Annotated in this window: 6 protein-coding genes; 3 read left to right on the top strand and 3 right to left on the bottom strand. The window is 74.3% G+C overall.

Annotated elements, in window-relative coordinates; genetic code table 11:
- Positions 1-69: 69 nt before the first annotated feature.
- From ACQP2H_RS09345 to ACQP2H_RS09335, 3 genes are all read right to left on the bottom strand, one after another.
- Positions 70-21,339, bottom strand: coding sequence for an SDR family NAD(P)-dependent oxidoreductase (locus tag ACQP2H_RS09345; protein ID WP_433232127.1), 21,270 nt, complete (start codon positions 21,337-21,339; stop codon positions 70-72).
- Positions 21,340-21,487: 148 nt separating this feature from the next.
- On the bottom strand, positions 21,488-21,724 hold the full coding sequence (locus ACQP2H_RS09340; protein WP_208569137.1) for a ferredoxin: 237 nt from the start codon (positions 21,722-21,724) through the stop codon (positions 21,488-21,490).
- Positions 21,721-22,908: a cytochrome P450 gene (locus tag ACQP2H_RS09335; protein ID WP_208569136.1), complete on the bottom strand. Its 1,188-nt coding sequence runs from the start codon at positions 22,906-22,908 to the stop codon at positions 21,721-21,723. The genes ACQP2H_RS09340 and ACQP2H_RS09335 overlap by 4 nt, the downstream gene beginning before the upstream one ends.
- A gap of 357 nt (positions 22,909-23,265) precedes the next feature.
- Between ACQP2H_RS09335 and ACQP2H_RS09330 the strand changes: the two genes are divergently transcribed.
- From ACQP2H_RS09330 to ACQP2H_RS09320, 3 genes are all read left to right on the top strand, one after another.
- Positions 23,266-24,612 carry a KamA family radical SAM protein gene (locus ACQP2H_RS09330; protein WP_433232123.1) on the top strand — a complete coding sequence of 449 codons (1,347 nt, stop codon included), beginning with the start codon at positions 23,266-23,268 and terminating at the stop codon, positions 24,610-24,612.
- Positions 24,613-24,640: 28 nt separating this feature from the next.
- The gene (locus ACQP2H_RS09325) at positions 24,641-25,897 is read left to right on the top strand and encodes a pyridoxal phosphate-dependent aminotransferase (protein ID WP_433232120.1); all 1,257 of its coding nucleotides are present in this window, start codon (positions 24,641-24,643) and stop codon (positions 25,895-25,897) included.
- A gap of 67 nt (positions 25,898-25,964) precedes the next feature.
- Positions 25,965-26,894, top strand: coding sequence for an ACP S-malonyltransferase (locus ACQP2H_RS09320; RefSeq protein WP_219469136.1), 930 nt, complete (start codon positions 25,965-25,967; stop codon positions 26,892-26,894).
- Positions 26,895-26,910 lie beyond the last annotated feature (16 nt).

Genomic DNA, 26,910 nt, shown 5'->3' with positions numbered 1-26,910 from the left:
CCGGGAGGAAGCCCGAGGTCCGCCGACCGCCCGTGGGCATCGACGGACCTCGGGTCCCCGGACGGATGGTCAGTCCGACGCCTCCAATTCGTCGTCGAGGATGTCGAACAGCTCGTCCGCGGTGACCGACGCCAGGTCCCGGGCGGCCGGCTCCACCGCGGCACCCCCGTACGCCGCGTTCCACCGGGACATCAGCGCCTGGAGCCGGACGGTGATCCGGCCCCGCTCCGCCTCGTCCGGCACGGTGCCGTCCAGCAGCGTCTCCCACCGGGCCAGCTCGGCCTCCAGCGACGGAGCGGCCGGCGCGTCACCGGCCAGCTCCGACCGGACGAACCGGGCCACCGCCGCCGGGCTGGGGTGGTCGTAGATGAGCGTCGCCGGGAGTCGGAGCCCGGTCGCCGCACCGAGGCTGTTGCGGAACTCCACCGCCGCCAGGGAGTCGAAGCCGAGCTCCAGGAAGCCCCGCTCCACGTCCAGCGACTGTGGCCGGTCGTGGCCCAGCACCTCGGCCGTCCGGGCCCGGACCAGCTCGGTCACGGCCCGGTCGGCCTCGTCCGACGGCAACCCGGCCAACCGTTCGGCCAGCGGCCGCTCCCCCGCCACCGGGCCCGGCGTGCCGGCGGCCGACCGGCGGGTCGGCGTACGGACCAAGCCCCGCAGCAGCGGCGGCACCCCGTCGGCCCGGGACCGGATCGCGGCCAGGTCCAGCCGGACCGGCAGGGCCAGTGCCGGCACCGGGTGCAGGGTCGCGTCGAACAACGCCAACGCGTCCCCGGTGGACAGCGCGGCGACCCCGGAACGGGCCATCCGGCGCAGGTCGGCCTCGCCGAGGTGGCCGGTCATCCCGCTGCCCGACTCCGCCCACAGGCCCCAGGCCAGGGCGGTGCCGGCCAGGCCGTGCGCCCGCCGGTGCTGGGCCAAGGCGTCCAGGTAGGCGTTCGCCGCGGTGTAGCTGGCCTGACCGGCGCCGCCGAGGGTGGCCGCCGCCGAGGAGAACAGCACGAACCAGTGCAACGGCCGGTGCAGGGTGAGTTCGTGCAGGTGACGCGCGGACTCTGCCTTGGCACCCAGCACCGCCGCCACCCGGTCGGGCGTCAGCGTGGGCAGCAACCCGTCGTCGAGCACCCCGGCGGCGTGCACCACCCCGGTCAGCGGATGCCCGGCGGGCACCCCGTCGAGCAGGGCCGCCACCGCCGCCCGGTCGGCCAGGTCGCAGGACGCCACGGTCACCTCCGCGCCGGCCGCCGTCAGGCGCGCGACCAGGTCGTCCACCCCCGGGGCCGCCGGGCCGCGTCGACTGGCCAGCAGCAGCCGCCGTACGCCGTGCCGGGTCACCAGGTGCTCGGCGACCACCCGGCCCAGCCCGCCGGTGCCGCCGGTGACCAGCACCGTGCCCGTCGGGTCCGGGCCGGCCGGCAGCTCACCGTCCGGCACCGGCAGCGCCGCGAGCCGGGGCGCGAGCAGCCCACCCCGCCGGACCGCCAGTTGCGGTTCGGCGTCGACGGCCAGCGCCGACCGCAGCCCGGTCGGGTCCGGGTCGTCGACGTCGATCAGGACCAGCCGGCCCGGGTTCTCCTCCTGAGCGGCCCGGACCAGGCCCCAGACGGTGGCGTCCACCGGCCGGGGCACGTCCTCGCCGTCGGTGGTGGCGACCGCCCGGGTCGTCACCAGCGCCAGCCGGGTGTCGGTGAACCGCTCGTCGGCGAGCCACCCCTGCACCAGGGCCAGCGCCGCGGTGGTCGCCGCCGAGGGCGAGTCCGACGTGGTACGCCAGGCCACCGCGACGGTGCCCGGGGCGTCACCGGTGCGGGCGACCTCCGCCGCGAGCGTGCCGAGGTCGGCGTACCGGGGCACCCCGAGGCCGAGGTCGTCGTCGCCGAGGACCACGGTCGTGCCGCCGCCGGTGGCCGGGGTCGGCACCGCAGCCCAGGTGACCTGGAAGAGCGACGTGCGGTGAGCCGCCCGGGCCCCACCCAGCTGGTCGGCGGCGAGCGGCCGGACCGCCAGCGAGGCCACCGAGGCGACCGGCGCACCGGAGGTGTCGGCCAGGTCGAAGGAGACCTCCTGCGGGCCGGTCGGGCGCAGCCGTACCCGCAGCGCGGTCGCGCCGGTGGCGTGCAGGGCCACCCCCCGCCAGGCGAACGGCAACCGCAGCCGGTCGTCGTCCTCGTCGGCACCGGTCAGGTCGAGGGTGTGCAGCACCGCGTCGAACAGCGCCGGGTGCAGGCCGAACCGGTCCGCCGGGGCGACCGCCTCCGCGGGGAGCGCCACCTCGGCGTACACCTCGTCGCCGTGTCGCCAGGCGGCCCGCAGCCCCTGGAACAGCGGGCCGTAGTGGTAGCCGGCGTCGGCCAGCCGGTCGTACCGGCCGGTCAGGTCGACCGGGGTGGACCCGACCGGTGGCCAGGCGTCGCCCGCCGACCAGGCCGGTGCGGTGGACTCCGCCGGGGCCAGTACGCCGGTGGCGTGCCGGGTCCAACCGTCGACACCGTCCTCCGGCCGGGAGTGCACGGTGACCGGGCAGCGTCCCGTCCCGTCCGGTGCCCCGACCACCACCTGGAGGTCGACGCCGCCCCGGGGCGGTACGACCAGCGGAGCCTCCAACGTCAACTCCTCGACCAGGGCGCAGCCGACCTGGTCACCGGCGCGGAAGGCCAGCTCGACGAAGGCCGTCCCGGGTAGCAGCACCGTGCCGGCGAGGTCGTGCTCGGCCAGCCACGGGTGGGTCCGCAGCGACAGCCGGCCGGTCAGCACGGTGCCGTCGGCCCCGGCCAACCCGACGACCGCGCCGAGCAGCGGGTGGGCGGCCGGGCGCTGACCCAGACCCGGCACGTCACCGCCGCCCGCCGGGGCGTCCAGCCAGAGCCGACGCCGCTGGAACGGGTAGGTCGGCAGGTCGGTGACCCGGGCGCCGGTGGGCGCGAACCAGGCCCGCCAGTCCACCGGGACACCCCGGGTGTGCAGGGTGGCGACGGCGGTCAGCAGGCTCGCCGCCTCGTCCCGGCCGCCGCGCAGCACCGGCACCAGGGCGAGGCCGCCGGTGTCGGAGACGCAGTCCCGGCCCATCGCGGTGAGCACCGCGTCCGGGCCGACCTCCAGGAACGTGGTGACGCCGGCCGCTTCCAGGGTGGCGATCCCGTCGTGGAACCGGACCGCCTCCCGGACGTGGCGCACCCAGTAGCCGGGGGTGGTGATCTCGTCGGGGTCGGCGAGCCGACCGGTCAGGTTGGACACCACCGGCACCCTCGGCGGGGCGAAGGTCAACCCGGCGGCGACCTGGTGGAACTCGGCCAGCATCGGCTCCATGTGCGGGGAGTGGAACGCGTGGCTGACCCGCAGCCGCTTGATCCGGCGTCCCCGGGCCCGCCAGTCGTCGGCAAGCGCACCGACGGCGTCGTGGTCACCGGAGAGCACCACCGCGCGTGGCCCGTTGACCGCGGCGATGCCCACTTCGGTCTCCCGCCCGGCCAGTTCCCGGCGTACCTCCTCCTCGGACGCCTCGACGGCGACCATCGCGCCGTCCTCCCGCATCGCCTGCATCAGCCGGCCACGCGCGGTGACCAGGGCCGCCGCATCGGGCAGCGACAGCACCCCGGCGACGTGCGCGGCGCTGATCTCGCCGATGGAGTGCCCGGCGACCAGGTCGGGTCGGATGCCCCAGGATTCGAGCAGCCGGTAGAGCGCCACCTCGATGGCGAACAGCGCGCTCTGGCTGTAGACGGTCTGGTCGAGCAGCGCGGCGTCGGCGACGTCGGGTTCGGTGTAGAGCACCTCCCGCAGCGGCCGGTCGAGCTGCGCGTCCAGGTGGGCGCACACCTCGGCGAACGCCGCCGCGAAGGCCGGGTACGCCGCCGCCAGCTCACGGCCCATGCCGAGGCGCTGCGCGCCCTGGCCGGTGAAGAGCATGGCGAGCTTCCCGGCCGACGGGGTCCCCTGCACCCACTCGGCGGGGTCGGTGCCTTCGGCGGCGGCACGTAGGGCGCGGACCGCGTCGTCCCCGACGGGGGCGACCACCACGGCCCGACGCTCCAGCACCGCCCGGGTGGTGGCCAGCGAGTACGCCACGTCCAGGGTGGCCCCGGTGTCGGCGACCAGCCCGGCCTGGGCGTGCAGCGCCTCCGCCGAGCGGGCGGAGAGCAGCCAGGGCAGCACCGGCGGGGTGGCCGGGGCGTCCCCGTCGGCCGGCGCCGCCTCGACCGCCGGCGCCTGCTCGACGATGACGTGGGCGTTGGTGCCGCTGATGCCGAACGACGACACCCCGGCGCGGCGGGGCCGGTCCAGGGCCGGCCACTGCTGCGCCTCGGTGAGCAGCCGCACCGCCCCGGCCGACCAGTCCACCTGCGGTGACGGCCGGTCGGCGTGCAGGGTGCGGGGCAGCAGCCCGTTGCGCATCGCCAGCACCATCTTGATCACACCGGCGACGCCGGCCGCGCCCTGGGTGTGGCCGATGTTCGACTTGATCGAGCCGAGCCAGAGCGGCCGGTCGTCCGGGCGGTCCTGCCCGTAGGTGGCGAGGACCGCCTGCGCCTCGATCGGGTCACCGAGGGTGGTGCCGGTGCCGTGCGCCTCGACCAGGTCGACCTGGTCGGGACGGACGTCGGCGGCGGCCAGCGCCTGCCGGATCACCCGTTGCTGGGCGGGACCGTTGGGGGCGGTCAGCCCGTTGGACGCGCCGTCCTGGTTGATCGCCGAACCCCGCACCACCGCCAGGACGTGATGGCCGTGCCGTTCGGCGTCGGAGAGCCGCTCCAGCAGCAGCATGCCCGCGCCCTCGGACATGCCGGTGCCGTCGGCGTCGGCGGAGAAGGACTTGCACCGGCCGTCGGAGGCCAGCCCCCGCTGGAGGCTGAAGTCCAGGAAGGTGTCCGGCTTGGACATCACCGTGACCCCGCCGGCCAGAGCCAGGGAGCACTCCCCGGAACGCAGCGCCTGCACGGCCAGGTGGATCGCCACCAGCGACGACGAGCACGCGGTGTCGACGCTGACCGCCGGCCCCTCCAACCCCAGGGTGTACGAGATCCGCCCGGACGCGACGCTTGCCATGCTGCCGTTGCCCAGGTAACCCGCCAACTCCTCGGGCACCTCGGACAGCCGGCTGCCGTAGTCGTGGTACATCACGCCGGTGAACACCCCGGTCGGGCTGCCCTTGAGCGAGGTCGGATCGATCCCGGCCCGCTCCAGCACCTCCCACGACGTTTCCAGCAGCAACCGCTGCTGCGGGTCCATCGCGATCGCCTCACGCGGGCCGATGCCGAAGAAGTCGGGGTCGAAGTCGGCCGCGTCGTAGAGGAAACCACCCTCCAGCGAGGACGTCCGGCCGGGCTTGCCGGGTTCCGGGTCGTAGAGGTGGTCGAGGTCCCAGCCCCGGTCGGTGGGGAACGGCGAGATAGCGTCCGCGCCGTCGACCAGCAGCTGCCACAGGTCCTCGGGGGTGCGGACCCCGCCGGGGAAGCGGCAGCTCATCGCCACGATGGCGACGGGTTCGTCGACCATCGGCCGGACCACCGTGGTCGGCTGCGCCTGCGCCGGCCCGCCGAGGATCGTGCCGTGCAGGTAGCCGGCCAGCGCGGTCGGGTTGGGGTAGTCGAAGACCAGGGTCGCCGGCAGCCGCAGCCCGGTGGCGGTGTTGAGCCGGTTGCGCAGCTCCACGGCGGCCAGCGAGTCGAAGCCGAGTTCCTTGAACGCCCGCGCCGGTTCGACGGCGGTGCCGCTGTCGTGGCCGAGGACGGCCGCGACGTTGGCCCGGGCCAGGTCGAGCAGCACCCGGTGCTGGTCGTCCGCGTCGAGGGTGACGAGCTGCCGGTGCAGGCCGGAGCCGGTGGCCGGGGTCGCCGGACCACCCGCCGCCCGCCGGGCCGGGAGCCGGACCAGGCCCCGGAACAGGGCCGGGAGCTGCTGGCCCTGGGCGCGCAGCGCGGCGGTGTCCAGCCGGACCGGCACCAGCAGCGGCTGGTCGGCGGCGACCGCCGCGTCCAGCAGCGCCAGCCCCCGGTCGGAGTCCAGCGGCAGCACGCCGGAGCGGGCCATCCGGGCCACGTCGGCGTCGCCGAGGTGCGCGGTCATCCCGCTGCGCTGCTCCCAGAAACCCCAGGCCAGCGACGTGGCCGGCAGGTCCAGGGCCCGCCGGTGCGCGGCCAGGGCGTCGAGGAAGACGTTCGCGGCGGCGTAGTTGGCCTGCCCCGCCCCGTCGAGGACCCCGGCGGCGGAGGAGAACAGCACGAACGCCGACAGGTCACGGTCGCGGGTCAGGTCGTGCAGGTGCCAGGCCGGGTCGGCCTTGGCCCGCCACACCGTGTCGAGCTGCGCCGGGGTCAGCCCGGCGAGCAGGCCGTCGTCGAGAACCCCGGTGGTGTGCACGACGGCGGTCAACGCCGGGATGCCGTCCAGCAGGGCGGCGACGGCGTCCCGGTCGGCCAGGTCGGCGGCCGTCACCTCGACGGTGGCCCCGAGGCCGGTCAGCTCGTCGCGCAGCTCCACCGCGCCCGGCGCGGTCAACCCACGCCGCGAGGTCAGCACCAGGTCCCGCACCCCGTGCACCTCCACCAGGTGCCGGGCCACCAGCGCGCCCAGCACACCGGTGCCACCGGTCACCAGCACGGTGCCGTCGGCCCGCCACGGCTGCGCCGTGGTGCTCGCGCGCGCCAGACGCGGCACCCGCACCTGACCGTCGCGCAGCGACAACTCCGGCTCACCGGTCCCCACCGCCGCCAGAATCTCCTCCACCGGAGTCTCCGGGTCGGCATCCACCAGCACGAACTGACCCGGATTCTCCGCCTGCGCGGCCCGCACCAGACCCCAGACCGGGGCGTGGGCCAGGTCGGTGCCGCCGTCGACGGCACCGTCGGTGATCACGACCAGCCGGGCGGCGGCCTGGGTCGGGTCGGCCAGCCAGGACTGGAGCAGGGTGAGGGTCTCCCCCACCGCCGTCCGGGCGGCGGTGGCCGGGTCGAGGTCGGCGGCGGGCGGGGTCAGCGGGGCGAGCACGACGTCGGGCACGCCGAGGCCGAGCCCCTCCAGGTAGCCCCACGACTCGGCCGCGGTGCCGGTGGGCACGCTCACCCAGTCGACGTGGTAGAGGTCCCCGTCGGTCGGGGCGGCAACGGTGAGCTGGACCGGGCGGGACACCAGCGCGCCGACCACGGCGACCGGTTCGCCGTCCGGGTCGGCCAGGTGCAGGGTGGCGGACTCCGGCCCACTGGCGGTGACCTTCACCCGCAGGGCGGTGGCGCCCGTCGCGTGCAGCGTCACATCCGTCCAGGCGAACGGCAGATACGGCGGACGACCCACCGGCACCGCCTCACCGATCCCCACCACCTGCAACGCCGCATCCAACAACGCCGGATGCACCCCGAACCGCGACGCCTCACCATGCGCCTCCTCCGGAAGCGCAACCTCAGCAAACACCACCTCACCAACCCGCCAGGCAGCCTGCACCCCCTGGAACACCGGACCATACTCGTACCCCTGCACCACCAGGTCGTCATACAACCCCGCCGTCGGCACCGGCACCGCACCCGACGGCGGCCACGCCACCAGGTCGAAGTCGGGGTCGGTGACGTCGGCGGAGAGCACACCGGTGGCGTGCCGGACCCAGCTGCCGGTGTGTTCCGGCCTGGAGTGCACGGTGACCGTCCGGCGGCCGGTGTCGTCGGCGGCGGCGAGCAGCAACTGCACCTGTACGGCACCCTGCTCGGGCAGGATCAGCGGGGCGTGCAGGGTCAACTCGTCGAGGTGGCCGAGGCCGACGTCGTCCCCGGCGTGCAGGACGAGTTCGACGAAGCCGGTGCCGGGCAGCAGGACGGTGCCGTTGACGGCGTGGTCGGCCAGCCACGGGTGGGTGTCCAGCGAGATCCGGCCGGTGAACAGCACCTCACCCGACTCGGCCATCGACACCGACGCCCCCCACAGCGGGTGCCCGGCGGAGCCGAGACCGGCGGAGGTGAGGTCGGCGCGGCCCCCGGTGGCGTTGAGCCAGTAGCGGCGGCGCTGGAACGGGTACGTCGGCAGCGGCACCTCACCACGCGGACGCGCCGGCAGCACCGGCGACCAGTCGACGGTGACGCCCCGGGCGAACGCCTCACCGAGCGAGGTGAGCCAACGACGCAGCCCACCCTCACCCCGGCGCAGCGACCCGACGGCGGCCACCTCGACCCCCGCGTCGGCGGCGGTCTCCTCCACCCCCATGGTCAGCACCGGGTGCGCACTGCACTCCAGGAACACCCGCATCCCGGCGTCGAGCAGGGCGCGGGTGGTCTCCTCGAACCGGACGGTCTGCCGCAGGTTGGTGTACCAGTAGCCGGCGTCCAGCCCGGCGGTGTCGAACACCCGGCCGGTGACGGTCGAGTAGAACGGGACAGTGGAGGCACGCGGGCTGACCTCGGCGAGGTCGGCGCGCAGCCGCTGCTCGATCAGCTCCACCTGCGCCGAGTGCGACGCGTAGTCCACGTTCACCCGCTTGGCCCGCACGTCCTCGGCGGTCAGCGTGGCGACCAGGTCGTCGACGGCGTCCGGGTCACCGGAGACGACGACGGAGGAGGTGCCGTTGACGGTGGCGATCGAGATGCGGCCGGCGTAGCCGGTCAGTCGTTCGGCCGCCGCCCGCTCGGGCAGGCCGATGGAGGCCATCGCACCCCGACCCGCCAACACCTCCGCAATCGCCAAACTCCGCAACGCCACCACCAACGCCCCATCCCGCAACGACAAACCACCCGACACCACCGCCGCCGCAATCTCACCCTGCGAATGCCCAATCACCGCATCCGGCACCACCCCAAACGACCGCCACAACCCCGCCAACGACACCATCACCGCCCACAACACCGGCTGCACCACATCAACCCGATCCAACGACGGAGCACCCTCCACACCCCGCAACACATCCACCAACCGCCAACCCACAAACTCCGACAACGCCACCCCACACTCACCAACCCGCTCCGCAAACACCGGAGACGAATCCAACAACTCCACCGCCATCCCCACCCACTGCGAACCCTGCCCCGGGAACACGAACACCGTGCCGCCCTGGAGCACACCGGGGGCGGTGCCGTTGCCGGCGAACGCCCGCGCCCCGGCGACGAAGTCGCGCCGGTCGCCGACGATCACCGTGCGCCGGTCGAGCAGCGCCCGCCCGGTCGCCAGCGCGTACGCGAGGTCACCGGCCTTGACGGACTCGTCGCCCGCGACGTCGGCCACCCGGGCGGCCTGCTCCCGCAGGGCCTGGTCGGTGCGGGCCGACAGCGCCCAGGGCAGCAGCTCCGGCTCGGGAGCGTCGACCGGGGGCTCGTCGGCTGGGGGCGCCTGTTCGAGGATGACGTGGGCGTTGGTGCCGCTGATGCCGAACGACGACACGCCCGCCCGACGGGGCCGCTCCAGTGCCGGCCACGGCTGCGTCTCGGTGAGCAGCCGGACCGCCCCGGCCGACCAGTCCACCTGCGGGGTGGGCTCGTCCACGTGCAGGGTGCGGGGCAGCACCCCGTTGCGCATCGCCAGCACCATCTTGATCACACCGGCGACGCCGGCCGCGCCCTGGGTGTGGCCGATGTTCGACTTCACCGAGCCGAGCCAGAGCGGCCGGTCCCCGGGCCGTTCCTGCCCGTAGGTGGCCAGCAGCGCCTGCGCCTCGATCGGGTCACCGAGGGTGGTGCCGGTGCCGTGCGCCTCGACGGCGTCCACCTCGGTCGTCGGGATGCCACCGGCCGCCGCCAGGGCCTGCCGGATCACCCGCTGCTGCGAGGGGCCGTTCGGCGCGGTCAACCCGTTGGACGCGCCGTCCTGGTTGATCGCCGAACCCCGTACCACGGCGAGGACGTGGTGACCGTTGCGTTCGGCGTCGGAGAGGCGCTCCAGCAGCAGCATGCCGACACCCTCGGACATCGCCGTGCCGTCCGCGCCGGCTGCGAAGGACTTGCACCGGTGGTCGGTGGCCAGGCCCCGCTGGAGGCTGAACTCGATGAACGTGTCCGGGGTGGACATGACGGTGACGCCACCGGCCAGTGCGAGCGTGCACTCGCCGGAGCGCAGCGCCTGCACGGCCAGGTGGATCGCGACCAGCGACGACGAGCACGCGGTGTCGACGCTGACCGCCGGCCCCTCCAGGCCGAGGGTGTAGGCGATGCGGCCGGACGCGACGCTTGCCATGCTGCCGTTGCCCAGGTAACCGGCGAGTTCCTCGGGCACCTCGGGCAGCCGGCTGGCGTAGTCGTGGTACATGACCCCGGCGAAGACACCGGTGAGGCTGCCGCGCAGCGAGTTCGGGTCGATGCCGGCCCGCTCCAGCGCCTCCCACGAGGTTTCCAGCAGCAACCGCTGCTGCGGGTCCATCGCGACCGCCTCACGCGGGCTGATCCCGAAGAAGTCGGGGTCGAAGTCGGCCGCGTCGTAGAGGAAACCACCCTCCATGGCGTACGTCTTGCCGGTCCGGCCGGGCTCCGGGTCGTACATGCCGGCGAGGTCCCAGCCCCGGTCGGTGGGGAACGGGGTGATCGCGTCGGTGCCGTCGGCAAGCAGTCGCCACAGGTCCTCGGGGGTGCGGACCCCGCCGGGGAAGCGGCAGCTCATCGCCACGATGGCGACGGGTTCGTCGTCGGCGACGGGGGTGGCCACGGTCGGGGCCTGCGGGGTGGCCGCGCCGAGGATCCTGGTGTGCAGGTAGTCGGCGAGCGCGGTCGGGTTGGGGTAGTCGAAGACCAGGGTCGCCGGCAGCCGCAGCCCGGTGGCGGTGTTGAGCTTGTTGCGCAGCTCCACGGCGGCCAGCGAGTCGAAGCCGAGTTCCCGGAACGCCCGGGACGGCTCGACGGTGGCCGGGCTGTCGTGGCCGAGCACCCCGGCCACGTTGCCCCGGACCAGGTCGAGCAGGAGCCGCCGCTGGTCGGCGTCGGCGAGGCCGAGCAGTTGCCGGTGCAGTGCCGAACCGCCGACCGGCGTCGGGCCGGTGCCGGCGGCGCGGCGGGCCGGGAGCCGGACCAGGCCCCGGAACAGGGCCGGGAGCTGCTGGCCCTGGGCGCGCAGCGCGGCGGTGTCCAGCCGGATCGGCACCAGCAGCGGCTCGTCGGTGGCGACCGCCGCGTCGAGCAGGGCGAGACCCTGGTCGGTGCTGATCCCGAGCACGCCGGAACGGGCCATCCGGGCCACGTCGGCGTCGCCGAGGTGCGCGGTCATCCCGCTGCGTTCCTCCCAGAAACCCCAGGCCAGGGAGACCGCCGGCAGGCCGAGCGCCCGCCGGTGCGCGGCCAGGGCGTCGACGAAGACGTTCGCGGCGGCATAGTTGCCCTGCCCGGAGCCGTCGACCACGCCGGCGGCCGAGGAGAACAGCACGAACGCGGACAGCTCGCGGTCCCGGGTGAGGTCGTGCAGGTGCCAGGCCGGGGTGGCCTTGGCCCGCCACACGGTGTCGAGCTGCGCGTCGGTGAACGCCGCGACGGTGCCGTCGTCCAACGCGCCGGTGGTGTGCACGACGGCGGTCAACGCCGGGATGCCGTCCAGCAGGGCGGCGACGGCGTCCCGGTCGGCCAGGTCGGCGGCCACCACCTCCACGGAGGCACCCAACGCCACCAACTCGTCCCGCAACTCCACCGCGCCCGGCGCGGTCAACCCACGCCGCGAGGTCAGCACCAGGTCCCGCACCCCGTGCACCTCCACCAGGTGCCGGGCCACCAGCGCGCCCAGCACACCGGTGCCACCGGTCACCAGCACGGTGCCGTCGGCCCGCCACGGCTGCGCCGTGGTGCTCGCGCGCGCCAGACGCGGCACCCGCACCTGACCGTCCCGCAGCGACAACTCCGGCTCACCAGTCCCCACCGCCGCCAGAATCTCCTCCACCGGAGTCTCCGGAACGGCATCCACCAGCACGAACTGACCGGGGTTCTCCGCCTGCGCGGCGCGGACCAGGCCCCAGACCGGGGCGTGGGCCAGGTCGGTGACCTGGTCGGCCGCACCGTCGGTGAGCACCACCAGCCGGGACTCGGCCAACCGGGGGTCGGCCAGCCAGCGCTGGAGCAGCGCGAGCGCCGCACCGACCGCAGCCCGCCCGGCCACCTCGACGTCCCCTACCGGCTCCGCCGTGGTGGCCGGGTCGAGGGCGGCGTCCTGGTGGGTGAGTCGGGCGAGCACCAGCTCCGGTACGTCGTCGGCGAGGTCCTCCAGGTGGGCCCAGGAAGGGGCCGGGGCCGCGGCCACCGGCACGGCGGTCCAGTCGATCCGGTAGAGGTTGCCCTCGGTGGGGGCGGTGGTGAGCTGCACCGGCCGGGACACCAGGGAACCGATCTCGGCGACCGGCGCACCGGTCGGGTCGGTCAGGTGCAGGGTGACCGCATCCGGGCCGGTCGGGGTGACCCTCACCCGCAGGGCGGTGGCGCCCGTCGCGTGCAGCGTCACATCCGTCCAGGCGAACGGCAGATACGGCGGACGACCCACCGGCACCGCCTCACCGATCCCCACCACCTGCAACGCCGCATCCAACAACGCCGGATGCACCCCGAACCGCGACGCCTCACCATGCGCCTCCTCCGGAAGCGCAACCTCAGCAAACACCACCTCACCAACCCGCCAGGCAGCCTGCACCCCCTGGAACACCGGACCATACTCGTACCCCTGCACCACCAACTCGTCATACAACCCCGCCGTCGGCACCGGCACCGCACCCGACGGCGGCCACGCCACCAGGTCGAAGTCGGCGGCGGCCGGGGTGTCGGCGAGCACGCCGGTGGCGTGCCGGGTCCACGGCAGGTCCACCTCGGCGTGCTCGGCCCGGGAGTGCACGCTGACGGTACGCCGGGTGGACTCGTCGGCGGCGGTCATCAGCAGCTGCACCTGCACGGCCGCGCGCTCGGCGAGCAGCAGCGGGGCGTGCAGGGTCAGCTCCTCCAGGTGGGCGAGGCCGACGTGGTCACCGGCGTGCAGCACCAGCTCGACGAAGGCCGCCCCGGGCAGCAGGACGGTGCCGTTGACGGCGTGGTCGGCCAGCCACGGGTGGGTGTCCAGCGAGATCCGGCCGGTGAACAACACCTCACCCGACTCGGCCATCGACACCGACGCCCCCCACAGCGGGTGCCCGGCCGCACCGAGGCCGACCGACGCCACGTCGGCCGCCCCGCTGGTCGCGTCGATCCAGTAGCGGCGGCGCTGGAACGGGTACGTCGGCAGCGGCACCTCGACGCGCGGACGCGCCGGCAGCGCCGACGACCAGTCCACCGGCACCCCACGGACGAACGCCTCACCGAGCGAGGTGAGCCAACGACGCAGCCCACCCTCACCCCGGCGCAGCGACCCGACGGCGGCCACCTCGACACCCGCGTCGGCGGCGGTCTCCTCCACCCCCATGGTCAGCACCGGGTGCGCACTGCACTCCAGGAACACCCGCATCCCCGCCCGCAGCAGCACCCGGGTGGTCTCCTCGAACCGGACGGTCTGCCGCAGATTGGTGTACCAGTAGCCAGCGTCCAGCCCGGCGGTGTCGAGCACCCCGGCGGTCACCGTGGAGTAGAACGGCACGGTCGACGACCGGGGCGACACCTCGGCGAGGTCGGCGCGCAGCCGCTGCTCGATCAGCTCCACCTGCGCCGAGTGCGACGCGTAGTCCACGTTCACCCGCTTGGCCCGCACGTCCTCGGCGCTGAGCGTGGCGACCAGGTCGTCGACGGCGTCCGGGTCACCCGAGACCACCACCGACGACACCCCGTTGACCGTGGCGATCGACACCCGACCGTCGTACGCGTCGAGGCGCTCGCGGACCCGCTCGGCGGGCAGGCCGATGGAGGCCATCGCACCCCGACCCGCCAACACCTCCGCAATCGCCAAACTCCGCAACGCCACCACCAACGCCCCATCCCGCAACGACAAACCACCCGACACCACCGCCGCCGCAATCTCACCCTGCGAATGCCCAATCACCGCATCCGGCACCACCCCAAACGACCGCCACAACCCCGCCAACGACACCATCACCGCCCACAACACCGGCTGCACCACATCAACCCGATCCAACGACGGAGCACCCTCCACACCCCGCAACACATCCACCAACCGCCAACCCACAAACTCCGACAACGCCACCCCACACTCATTGACCCGCTCCGCAAACACCGGAGACGAATCCAACAACTCCACCGCCATCCCCACCCACTGCGAACCCTGCCCCGGGAACACGAAGACCACCCCGGAACCGCCCTGCAACAGGGTCGGCACCGCCGCCCCGGCGACCAGGGCGTCCGCGCCGGTCAGGAAGTCGGTGACGTCACCGACGACGACGGCCCGCCGGTCCAGTGCCGCCCGCCCCTTCGCCAGGGCGTACGCGAGGTCGCCCGGGTCGGTGGTGGCGGCGGCGACGGCCGCCCGGAGCTGGCCGGCCTGGGCGCGCAGCGCCTCCTCGGTCTTGGCCGAGAGCACCCACGGCAGCACGGCCGGCGGCGGGACGATCTCGCCCTCCAGCTCGACCGGCGGGGCCTCCTCGACGATGACGTGGGCGTTGGTGCCGCTGATGCCGAACGACGACACGCCCGCCCGGCGCGGCCGGTCCAGCGCCGGCCACGGCTGCGCCTCGGTGAGCAGCCGCACCTCGCCGGCCGACCAGTCGATCTGCGGGGACGGCTCGTCGGCGTGCAGGGTGCGGGGCAGCAGCCCGTTGCGCATCGCCAACACCATCTTGATCACACCGGCGACGCCGGCCGCGCCCTGGGTGTGGCCGATGTTCGACTTGATCGAGCCGAGCCAGAGCGGACGCTCACCCGGCCGGCCCTGCCCGTACGTGGCGAGCAGCGCCTGCGCCTCGATCGGGTCACCGAGGGCGGTGCCGGTGCCGTGCGCCTCGACCGCGTCGACCTCGGTCGCCGGGATACCACCGGCGGAGGCCAGGGCCTGCCGGATCACCCGCTGCTGCGACGGGCCGTTCGGGGCGGTCAACCCGTTGGACGCGCCGTCCTGGTTGGTGGCCGAGCCCCGGATCACCGCGAGCACCTGGTGGCCGTTGGCGCGGGCGTCGGAGAGGCGTTCCAGCAGCAGCATGCCGGCGCCCTCACCCCAGCCGGTGCCGTCGGCCCCGGCCGCGAACGACTTGGACCGGCCGTCCTTGGCCAGGCCACGCTGACGGCTGAAGTCGATGAACGTATCGGGGGTGGACATCACGGTGACGCCACCGGCCAGCGCGAGCGAGCACTCGCCGGCCCGCAGCGCCTGCACGGCCAGGTGGATCGCCACCAGCGACGACGAACAGGCGGTGTCGATCGACACGGCCGGCCCCTCCAGGCCGAGGGTGTAGGCGACCCGGCCGGAGACGATGCTGGCCAGGCTGCCGTTGCCCAGGTAGCCGGCCAGCTCGTCGGGCACCTGGTGCAGGCGCAGCGCGTAGTCGTGGTACATGACGCCGGCGAAGACACCGGTCGGGCTGCCCTTGAGCGAGGTCGGGTCGATGCCGGCCCGCTCCAGCACCTCCCACGACGTCTCCAGCAGCAACCGCTGCTGCGGGTCCATCGCGACCGCCTCACGCGGGCTGATCCCGAAGAAGTCCGCGTCGAAGTCGGCCGCGTCGTAGAGGAAACCACCCTCCATCGAGTACGTCTTGCCGGGCTTGCCGGGCTCCGGGTCGTACATGCCGACCAGGTCCCAGCCCCGGTCGGTGGGGAACGGGGAGACCGCGTCGACGCCGCCCTCCAGCAGCTCCCACAGCTGCTCCGGGGTAGCCACCCCGCCGGGGAAGCGGCAGCTCATCGACACGATGGCGATCGGCTCCTGGGTGAACGAGGCCGACGCCAGCTCGGGCACCGCCACGTCCACGTCGGTGCCGAGCACGGTGGACACCACGAACTCGGCGAGCGCCACCGGGGTCGGGTAGTCGAAGACGAGGGTCGCCGGCAGTCGCAGCCCGGTGGCGGCGTTGAGCCGGTTACGCAGCTCCACCGCGGCCAGCGAGTCGAAGCCCAGCTCGTTGAAGGCGCGGCGGGGCTCGATCGCCTCCGCGCCGTCGTGGCCGAGCACGGCGGCGACGTGCGCGCGGACCAGGTCGAGGGTGACCCGGTCCCGTTCGGCGGGGGTGAGGCCGGCGAACTGCCGGGCCAGCCCCTGGGCGGCGTCCGCCGCGCCGGCCGCCTGCGCGGACCGGCGGGCCGGCAGCGGCACCAGGCCGCGCAGCAGCGCCGGCACCCCGTCGGGCCGGTTGCGCAGCGCGGTCAGGTCGACCCGGATCGGGGCGAGGACCGGTTCGTCGACCCCGAGCGCGGCGTCGAGCAGGGCCAGGTTCTCGGCCGGGCTGAGGCCGGGCATGCCGGAACGTTCGATGCGCTGCAACGCGGCGGCGTCCAACTGGCCGCCCATGCCGCTGTCACCGGTCCACAGCCCCCAGGTGAGGGCGACCACGGGCCGGCCCTCGGCCCGGCGGGAGGTGGCCAGCGCGTTGAGGGTGGCGTTCGCGGCGGCGTAGTTGCCCTGCCCGGCGCAGTCGAGCAGGCTGGCCAGGGAGGAGAAGAGCACGAACGCGGTCAGGTCGGCGTCGCGGGTCAACGCGTCGAGGTTGACCGCGCCGTCCAGCTTGGCCTTGAGCACCGCGTCGAGGCGCTGCGGGGTGAGCGAGCCGATCGTCGCGTCGTCGACGATGCCGGCGGCGTGCACCACCGCCCGCAGCGGCCGGTCGGCCGGGACGGCGGCGAGCAGCGCGGCCAGGGCGTCGGCGTCGGCCGCGTCACAGGCGGCCACCTCGACGCTCGCGCCTGCCGCTTCCAGCTCCGCGCGCAACTCCGCCACACCGGCCGCCGCCGGGCCACGACGGCTGGTCAACAGCAGATGGCGTACGCCGTGGTTGCCGGCCAGGTGCCGGGCCACGTGCGCGCCGAGCCCACCGGTGCCACCGGTGACCAGCACCGTGCCGTCGGTCGGCCAACGGCTGCCGGTGGTGGTGTCGGCGTCGGTGCCGGCCGGGGCGGTGGCGACCCGGGCCAGCCGGGGCACACTGATCTCCCCGTCGCGCAGCCGCAGCTCCGGTTCGCCGGTGGCCAGGGCGGCGGCCAGCAGTGACGTGGGGGCGTCGGCGAGCCGGACGGTGACGAACCGGTCCGGGTTCTCCGTCTGGGCGGCCCGCAGCAGACCCCAGACCGCCTCGGTGGCGAGGTCGTCGACCCGGCTGACGAAGACCAGCCGGGTGCCGCCCAGCCGGGCGTCGGCCAGCCACTGCTGCAGCAGCGTCAACGCCCCGGCGGTGGCGGCCCGGACGTCACCGGTGCCGACGCCGACGAACGCGAACTCGGGGGCGGTGGCACCGGCGTCGATCGCGGCACCCAGCGCGGCCGGGTCGGCGTGCCGGGTGGCCGCGCCGATCCGCTCGTCGCCGAGCACCACCCAGCGGGGGGTGCCGGCCGGGGCGGGCCGGTGACCCAGCTTCGTCCACTCCAGGCGGAACAGCCGCTCGTGGTAGCCGCCCCGGGCGGCGGTGAGCTGGGCGGTGGAGACCGGCCGGGAGACGAACGACCGTACCGTGGCGACCGGTGCGCCGGTCGGGTCGGCGAGGACCACCGACACGCTGTCCCCGGCCGCGGGGGCGATCCGGACCCGCACCTCGGCCGCGCCGGCGGCGTGCAGGGTGACGTCGCTCCACGCGAACGGGATGCGTACCTCGTCGTCGGTGGGCTCGCCGCGACGGGCGGCGTCGATGGCGTGCAGGGCGGCGTCCAGCACCGCCGGGTGCAGACCGAACCGGGCCGCGTCGGCCCGGCTGTCGGCGGGGAGCGCGACCTCGGCGTACACCTCGGGGCCGCGTCGCCAGACGGCCTTGAGGCCCTGGAAGACCGGGCCGTAGCCGTAGCCCTGGCCGGCCAGCTCGGCGTAACCGCCGGTCAGGTCGACCGGGCGGGCGTCGCGCGGCGGCCACTCGGTCAGCGGCTGCCCGGCGTCGGCGGCCTGCGGGGCGAGGAAACCGCTGACGTGCCGGGTCCAGAGCTGGTCGTCCGGGTCGGACCCGTCGGGCCGCGAGTAGACGGCCACCGGGCAGCGGCCGGCCGGGTCGGCGGCGCCGACGACGACCTGGAGGGCGACGCCGTGCTCGTCGAGCGCCAGCGGAGCCTCCAGGGTCAGCTCCTCCACGGTGGGGCAGCCGACCTGGTCGCCGGCGCGGATCGCCAGCTCCACGAAGGCGGTGCCGGGCAGCAGGGCCACCCCGGAGATGGTGTGGTCGGCCAGCCACGGGTGGCTGCGCAGCGACACCCGCCCGGTGAGCACCACCCCGTCGCCGCCGGCCAGACCGACGACCGCGCTGACCAGCGGGTGCCCGGCGGCGAGCTGACCGAAGCCGGTCGCGTCGGCGCTGCCACCGCCGGATTCCATCCAGAACCGGCGACGCTGGAACGGGTACGTGGGCAGCGCGACCCGGCGGGCCCCGCGCGCGGCGAAGAAGCCCGTCCAGTCCACCGGCACCCCCCGCACGTGGGCGCGGGCGACGGCGGCGACGACGTCGGTCTCCTCGTCGTGGTCGGCGCGCAGCAGCGGGGCGAAGACCGCATCGGCGTCGTCGTCGAGGCAGGCCGGACCCATCGCGGAGAGCACCCCGGCCGGACCGAGTTCGAGGAAGGTGGTGACCCCCTCGTCGGCCATCGCCCGGACCGCGTCGGCGAACCGGACGCTGTCGCGCACGTGCCGCACCCAGTAGTCGGGGTCGCACAGTTCACCGGCGAGCACCGGCCGGCCGGTGACCGTGGAGACGACCGGGATGGTCGGCGGGCGGTACGTGAGCACGTGCGCCAACCGGCCGAACTCGGCGAGCATCGGCGTCATCAGCGGCGAGTGGAAGGCGTGACTGACCTTCAGCCGCTTGGTCTTGTGCCCGGCGGCGGCGAGGGCGGCGACCACCTCCAGCACGGCGTCCTCGTCGCCGGAGACCACCATCGAGGTGGGGCCGTTCACCGCGGCGAGGCCCACCTGCGCCTCCCGGCCGGCCAGCAGCGGACGGAGCTGCTCCTCGGTGGCCTGCACCGAGATCATCGCGCCCTCGGCGGGGAGTTGCTGCATGAGCCGGCCCCGGGCGGCGACCAGCAGGGCGGCGTCCTCCAGGGAGAGCACCCCGGCGACGTGGGCGGCGGCCAGCTCACCGATCGAGTGCCCGGCGAGCAGGTCGGGCCGGACCCCCCACGACTCCAGCAGCCGGAACTGGGCGACCTCCACCGCGAACAGCGCGCACTGGGTGTAGGCGGTCTGGTCGAGCAGGGCCGCCTCGGCGGTGCCGGGCTCGGCGAACAGCACGTCGGCCAGCGGCACGTCCAGTTGCAGGTCGAGCCAGCCGCAGGCGTCGTCGAACGCGGCGGCGTAGACCGGGTAGCTGCGGTACAACTGCCGTCCGGCGCCGAGCCGCTGACTGCCCTGACCGGTGAAGAGGAAACCGAGTCCACCGCCGTCGGCCTGCCCCAGGTGTACGCCGGGCACGCTGCCGCCGGCGGCGAGGGCGGCCAGGTCCCGGACGACACCCGCCCGGTCCCGGGCCACCAGCACCGCCCGGTGCTCCAGGGCGGTCCGGGTGGTGGCCAGCGAATAGGCGACGTCGAGCAGCTCCGGGGCGTCCCCGTCGGTGTCCACGACCGCCAGCAGCGCGGCGGCCTGGTCGCGCAGCGCCGTCCCGCTCCGGGCGGAGAACACCACCGGCAGCACCTCGCTGGGCAGCTGCGGTACGTCGGTGACGGTCTCGTCGTCGACCGCGGGGGGTTCCTCGACGATGACGTGCGCGTTGGTGCCGCTGACCCCGAACGAGGAGACCCCGGCGCGGCGCGGCCGGCCCGCGGCGTCCCACTCGCGGGCCTCGGTGAGCAGCGCGACGGTGCCGGCGGACCAGTCCACGTTGGGGGTGGGCGCGTCGACGTGCAGGGTACGCGGCAGCACCCGGTGCCGCATCGCCATCAGCACCTTGATCACCCCGGCGACCCCGGCGGCGGCCTGCGAGTGACCGATGTTGGACTTCAGCGAGCCGAGCCACAGCGGCCGGTCGGCGGGGCGTTCCCGGCCGTAGGTGGCGATGATCGCCTGCGCCTCGATGGGGTCGCCGAGCCGGGTGCCGGTGCCGTGCGCCTCGACCAGGTCGACGTCGGCGGGGGCCAGGCCGGCCGACGCCAGCGCGGACATGATCACCCGCTGCTGGGACGGCCCGTTCGGGGCGGTCAACCCGTTGGACGCGCCGTCCTGGTTGATCGCCGAGCCCCGGATCACCCCGAGCACCCGGTGGCCGTTGCGGCGGGCGTCGGAGAGCCGCTCCAGCACCAGGATGCCGACGCCCTCGGCCCAGCCGGTGCCGTCGGCCGCCGCCGCGAACGGCTTGCACAGCCCGTCCGGGGCGAGGCCACGCTGCCGGCTGAACGCGGTGAACGCGCCCGGGTGCACCATCACCGCGACGCCACCGGCCAACGCGGTGGTGCACTCCCCACGCTGCACCGCCTGGCAGGCCAGGTGCAGGGCGACCAGCGAACCCGAGCAGGCGGTGTCCACGGTCAGCGTCGGGCCCTCGAAGCCGAACGTGTAGGCGAGCCGGCCGGACACCACGCTCGGCGCGTTGCCGGTGAGCAGGTAGCCGTCCAGGCCCTCCGGGGCCTCGTGCAGCCGGGGGCCGTACTCCTGCGGTTCGGCGCCGATGAAGACACCGGTCTGGCTGCCGCGCAGCGACGCCGAGTCGATGCCGGCGTCCTCCAACGCCTCCCAGGCGGTCTCCAGCACCAGCCGCTGCTGCGGGTCCATCGTCATCGCCTCGCGGGGGCTGATGCCGAAGAAGTCCGCGTCGAACTCGGCCGCGCCCTCCAGGAAACCGCCCTGGCGCACGTAGGTCTTGCCGGGCTTGCCCGGGTCCGGGTCGTAGAGCCCGTCGGTGTCCCAGCCCCGGTCGGTCGGGAAGTCGGAGATCACGTGCCGGCCCTCGAAGACCAGCCGCCACAGGTCGTCGGCGGAGGTGCTGTGCCCCGGGTAGCGGCAGCCGATGCCGACCACGGCGATCGGCTCGTCGTCGTCGGCGGGCCGGCGCAGCGGCGCGGCGACCGGCGCGGGCGCGGCGTCCCCACCGAGCAGCGTGCGCAGCAACCGCCCGACCGCCTGCGGCGTCGGGTGGTCGAAGACCAGGGTGACCGGCAGGTCCAGGCCGGTGGCGACGGTGAGGCGACGGTGCAGCTCCACCGCGGCGAGCGAGTCGAAGCCCAGGTCGCGGAACGGGCGGCCCGGCTCGACGGCGTCCGGGCCGTCCGGCAGCACGGTCCGCAGCACGTCACGGGCCTGCTCCCGGACCAGGGCGGTGAGCGCCCGGCCCTGCTCCTCGGCCGTGCGGCCCTCCAGCCGTCGCCGCAGTGCCGACAGCGCGTCGGGCTCGGCACCGGTGGGGTTCACGGACTCGCTCATGGCACGCTCCACTAGGTCTCCGGGTTCGACGCCCGGCTCGGTGTGTCGGCTTGCGGCGCCCGATCACGGCAAGGCCGCCGCGACCGGTAGGGGGGACCGGTCGCGGCGGCCTCGCGGCGACCGGTGGGTTCACCGGTCGGGGCGGTGGTTACTCCTCGGGCGCGAGCAGCGCGCCGGAGGCGGCGTCGCGCACGGTGATCGCCGACATCGGGCACATGTCGGCGGCGTCGATGACCGCCTCGTCGGGCGCGGTCTCCGGGGCCAGGGCGGACGCCTTGCCGGCCCGGATCTCGATCTGGCGGGGGGCCGCGCCGGCGCAGACCCCGGTACCGATGCAGGCGTCCCGGTCGACGGTGACCGTCCAGCGGGTGTCCACGGTGGTCACCAGGCCACCAGCAGCTTGTTCGGGCCCCGGACCAGCTGGCCGGACTTCCACGACACGCCCGCGTCGCCGTCGGCCAGGCTCAGCTCGGGGAACCGGTCCAGGACCGTGTGCAGGGCCACCTGGAGTTCCATCCGGGCGAGCTGCGCGCCGAGGCAGTGGTGCGGGCCGTGGCCGAACGCGACGTGCGGGTTCTGCTCGCGGGTGAAGTCGAAGGTCTCCGGGTTGTCGAAGATCTCCGGGTCCCGGTTGGCGCCGGGCAGCGAGACCAGCACCGGCTCCCCGGCGCGGACGGTGATCCCGCTCAGCTCGATGTCCTCCACCGCGTAGCGGGGGAACATCGCGGCCGGGTTCAGCGGGATCATCCGCAGCAGTTCCTCCACGGCCGCCGGCACCAGGCTCCGGTCGGCGCGCAGCTGCGCCATCAGCTCCGGGTTGGTGAGCAGCGCGTAGACGAAGTTGGGGATGTGGGTGGAGACCGTCTCGACGCCGGTGAGCAGCAGCCCGACCCCGGCGATCGAGAGCAGCTCCTGCTCGGTCAGCCGGTCGCCCTCGTCGCGGGCCTTGACCAGCGCGCCGAGCAGGTCGTCGGTGGGCTGCTCACGGCGCTGGGCGACCAGCTTGCCCATGTAGCCGAACAGCTGCTCGGCATAGACCATCAGCTGCTCGCTGGTGCTGGTCAGCCCCTCGGTCCAGATCCGGAACTGGGCCCGGTCCTCGAACGGCACCCCGAGCAGCTCGCAGATGACGGTGATCGGGTACGGCAGGGCGAACAGCTCGACCAGGTCACCCGGGGAACCCTTGGCGATCATCTCGTCGACGTACTCGTTGGCGATGCGCTGGGCGCCCTCGCGCATCTCGTTGACCCGGCGCGCGGTCAGCGCCTTGCCGGCGAGCTTGCGCAGCCGGGTGTGGTCCGGCGGGTCGAGGCCGATGATGCCCTCGTAGGTCATCTCCTCGCGGGTACGGGGCTGGTCCTTGCCCTGCGCCGCGGCCCGGCTGAACCGCGGGTCGGTCAGCACGGTCTTGACGTCCTCGTACCGGGTGGCGAGCCAGGACACCTCGCCGTACGGCAGTTGCACCCGGGCCAGCGGCTCGGTGCTGCGCAGCAGCCCGTAGACGGGGTCGATGTCGATCCCGGGCGCCTCGCTGAACGGATATTTACGGATCTCCTGATCGATCGTCACGGAGCACTCCCTCGGGTCGCACCGGGCGCACGTGATCCGGCGCCGGCATCGATGTCTGCACGGCCGCTCGGTGCGGTACGGCGTATCCGGGCGACACGCCGGGCGCCGGCCGGACCAGGCGAGGGATACGTAATCAGGAAAGGAAATCCACCTACACCCCCGCGACGCCCCTAGCCTCCCCCTACCAGCGGCGCTAAGGGGCGGCTCTGGGGTTCCGCTAGGGGTCCCGGCGGACGGGCCGCCACTAGCGTGGGGGCGAGGCAACGCGCTGTTGACCGTCGAGCGATTCTCGCGGGCGCGCACCGGTGATTGAGTCACGCCACGTCGGTGGGCGCAACCCCCCATGGAGGATGGTTGATGTCCCTGCTCGTTTCCACGACCGCCGATCCGGGGCGGTTCCACTCCTTCGGGCCGCACCACATCGATGAGCTGGGCGCCCGGTACGGATTGTCGGCCGACAATCTGCACGCGGTCCGCACCATTTCCCAGGTGCTGCCCTTCCGGGTCAACGAGTACGTCCTGTCGCACCTGATCGACTGGGACCGCATCCCGGACGACCCGATCTTCCGGCTGGTGTTCCCGCAGCGCGGCATGCTCGCCGCCGACGACGAGCGGATCGTCGGCGACCTGCTGCGCGCCGGTGACCGCAAGGGGCTGCGCGGTGAGGTGGCCCGGATCCGGGCCGGGCTCAACCCGCACCCGTCCGGGCAGCAGCAGCACAACGTGCCCAGCCTGGACGGTCAGGAGTTGCCGGGCATGCAGCACAAGTACCGGGAGACGGTGCTGTACTTCCCGCAGCAGGGGCAGACCTGCCACGCGTACTGCACCTACTGCTTCCGGTGGGCGCAGTTCGTCGGGGACGCCGACCTGCGGTTCGCCGCGCCCGGCCCGGAGCAGTTGGTGCGCTACCTGCACCGGCACCCGGCGGTGACCGACGTGCTGGTCACCGGCGGCGACCCGATGATCATGTCGACGGAGCGGCTGCGCAGCCACGTGGAGCCGCTGCTGGCGGTGGACACGGTGCGCACCATCCGGTTCGGCACCAAGGCGGTCGCCTACTGGCCGTACCGGTTCGTCTCCGACAGCGACGCCGACGACCTGCTGCGGCTGTTCGAGCAGGTCGTCGCGTCGGGTCGCAACGTCGCGGTGATGGCGCACTTCAGCCACCCCCGGGAGTTGGCCACCGAGGTCGCCACCCGGGCCATCGCCCGGATCCGGTCGACCGGGGCGGTGGTCTACTGCCAGGCCCCGCTGATCCGTTACGTCAACGACGACGCCCGCGTCTGGAGCGAGATGTGGCGGGCCGAACTGGCCGTCGGCGCGGTGCCTTACTACATGTTCGTCGAGCGGGACACCGGCCCCCGGGACTACTTCCAGGTGCCGCTGACCCGGGCCGCCGACATCTTCCGCACCGCGTACCAGGATCTGCCCGGGCTGGCCCGGACGGTGCGCGGGCCGGTCATGTCGGCCACCCCCGGCAAGGTGCTGGTCGACGGCGTCGAACGGACCCCGGACGGCGACTTCTTCCAGCTCCGGTTGATCCAGGCCCGCGACCGGCGGCTGGTCGGCCGGCCGTTCCGGGCCCGCTGGTCGGCCGACGCGGCCTGGCTGAGCGACCTGGAGATCGACCCGGCTGCCCCGGCGGACATCCTCGCCGCCGTCAGCCCCAGCGCGGCCCGCCCCGGCGCGGCCGTCACCGCCTGAACACCCACCGACCCGAAGGGAGCTGGCGATGGCCGGCCGGAAGATCTCGCCCAACCTCGCACTCGACCAGTTGGTCGCGCAGCGCATCGCCGCAGGCGAGTCCATCGTGCACCTGGGCTTCGGCGAGTCCCGGCTGCCGGTGTTCGCGCCGCTGCGGCGGGCGCTGACCGAGGGCGCCGACCGCAACGCGTACGGGCCGGTGGTGGGTGACCCGGACACCCGGGACGCGGTGGCCGGGTACTTCTCCCGTCGCCGGCTGCCCACCGAGGCGGACCAGGTGATCATCGCGCCGGGCAGCAAGCCGCTGCTGATGGCCCTGCAACTGGTAGTCGGCGGGGACACCATCGTCGCCGCGCCGAGCTGGGTCACCTACGCCCCGCAGGCCCGGCTGGCCGGCAAGACCGTACTGGGGGTGCCGATCCCGGAGTCGTGCGGTGGGGTGCCCGACCCGGCGGCGCTGCGGGAGACGATCCACGCCGCCCGGGTGCTCGGCCACGACCCGCGCATCCTGGTGCTCACCTCGCCGGACAACCCGACCGGCACGCACGCCCCGGACGACCTGGTCCGGGAGTTGTGCGCGATCGCCGAGGAGGAGGACCTGCTGATCGTCTCGGACGAGATCTACCGGGACATCCTGCACACCCCGGGTACGGGCCTGCTCTCCCCCGCCGAGGTCGCCCCGAGGCGGACCGTGGTGCTCACCGGGCTGAGCAAGAACCTGGCGCTCGGCGGTTGGCGGATCGGCGCGGCCCGGTTCCCGGCCGGCGGGTGGGGTGAGCGGATCCGCGCCGACGTGGCGGCGGTGGCCAGTGAGATCTGGTCCACCCTCGCCGGGCCGATGCAGTCGGTGACCCGGTACGCCTTCGCCGAGCCGCCGGAGATCCGCGAGCGGCTCACCGAGGACGCCGCGCTGCACGGCGCGGTGGCCGGCGCGGTGCACCGGATCATGGTGGGGGCGGGTGCCACCTGCCGGCCGCCGACCGGCGCGTTCTACGTCTACCCGGACTTCGCGCCGCTGCGCGAGCCGCTGGCCGAGCAGGGCATCACCGACGGCGCCGGGTTGCAGCGCCACCTGCTGGAGGAGCTGGGCGTGGCGGTGCTGTCCGGCCACCACTTCGGCGACCGGCCGGAGGCGCTGCGGTTCCGCGCCGCCACCAGCATGCTCTACGGCGACACCCCGGAGCAGCAGCGGCAGACCCAGACCGCCGACGACCCGCTGACGGTGCCGCACGTCGCCGACGCGCTGGTCCGCATCGAGCAGGCTTTGGCCAAGCTCCCCCGGTGACCTGCCCGCCCGGCTCCCCCGCCGACCGTGCCCGCGCCGGTCGGCCCCGACGACAAGGACGCCCCAGATGACCAGCGCCATCGTCTTTCCCGGGATGGGCCCGTGCGACTTCGCCGACGTCGCGAAGTTCATGCTCATCGACCGGGACGCCCGCGAGTTGCTCGCCGCAGCCAGCGACGCCCTGGACTACGACCTGTTCGCCAGCTACCGCGACAGCGACAGCGACTACTCCGAGTACGCCCAGGTGGCCTTCCTGGTCAACTGCGTGGCGCTGGCCCGCTGGGCGGAACGGACCATGGACCTGCGGCCGGACCTGATCGCCGGGCCCAGCTTCGGTGGCAAGGCCGCCGCCGTGTTCAGCGGCGCGCTGGACTTCGCCGAGGCGGTCCGGATGACGGCGCGGCTGTCCCGGATCGAGACGGAGTACTTCACCGCCGAGCAGCGGGGCGTGGTGACGATGTCGTTCGTCCGTACCCCGGCCGAGCGGCTGCGGGAGATCCTCGCCGAGCTGGACGAGGCCGGCGAGTGGTACGAGATCTCCTGCTACGTCGACACCGACTTCTGGATGGTGACCCTGCACGAGGGGCGCACCGACTGGTTGGCGCAGCGGCTGCGGGCCGGCGGCGGGCTGCCGTTGTACGTGATGGACCCGCCGCTGCACGCCGCCGCGTTCCAACCGCTGCGCGACCGGGTGGAGGCGGAGCTGTTCGGGTCGCTGCACTTCACCGATCCGCAGATCCCGGTCGTCGCCGACCAGGACGGCACGGTACGCACCACCGCCGACGGCGTACGGACCATGCTGCTCGACGGGATCGTCACCCCGGTGCGCTGGCCGGCGGTGGTCGCCACGTTCCAGCAGTCCGGGGTGCAGACGGTGCACGTCTGCGGGCCGGACCGGCTCTGGGGCCGGGTCGGCGCGACCGTCCGCAACTTCCGGACCACCATCGTGGACCCGCGGCGGGCGATGCGGCCGATCCGTCGCGCCGTGGCCGCCTGAGCGCCGGCAGAGCACG

The sequence above is a fragment of the Micromonospora sp. CA-248260 genome (genome assembly GCF_050942205.1).
In the GTDB taxonomy this organism is placed as follows: Bacteria; Actinomycetota; Actinomycetes; order Mycobacteriales; family Micromonosporaceae; genus Micromonospora; species Micromonospora antibiotica.
The sequence above is the reverse complement of the archived record's forward strand: the minus strand, read 5'-3'. Positions and strand labels throughout refer to the sequence as shown.

What these genes read in the sequence shown, in the direction of transcription:
- ACQP2H_RS09330 (WP_433232123.1), top strand. Translation starts at nt 23,266, where the DNA reads ATGTCCCTGCTCGTTTCCACGACCGCCGATCCGGGGCGGTTCCACTCC.
- ACQP2H_RS09345 (WP_433232127.1), bottom strand. Translation starts at nt 21,339, where the DNA reads ATGAGCGAGTCCGTGAACCCCACCGGTGCCGAGCCCGACGCGCTGTCG.
- ACQP2H_RS09325 (WP_433232120.1), top strand. Translation starts at nt 24,641, where the DNA reads ATGGCCGGCCGGAAGATCTCGCCCAACCTCGCACTCGACCAGTTGGTC.
- ACQP2H_RS09320 (WP_219469136.1), top strand. Translation starts at nt 25,965, where the DNA reads ATGACCAGCGCCATCGTCTTTCCCGGGATGGGCCCGTGCGACTTCGCC.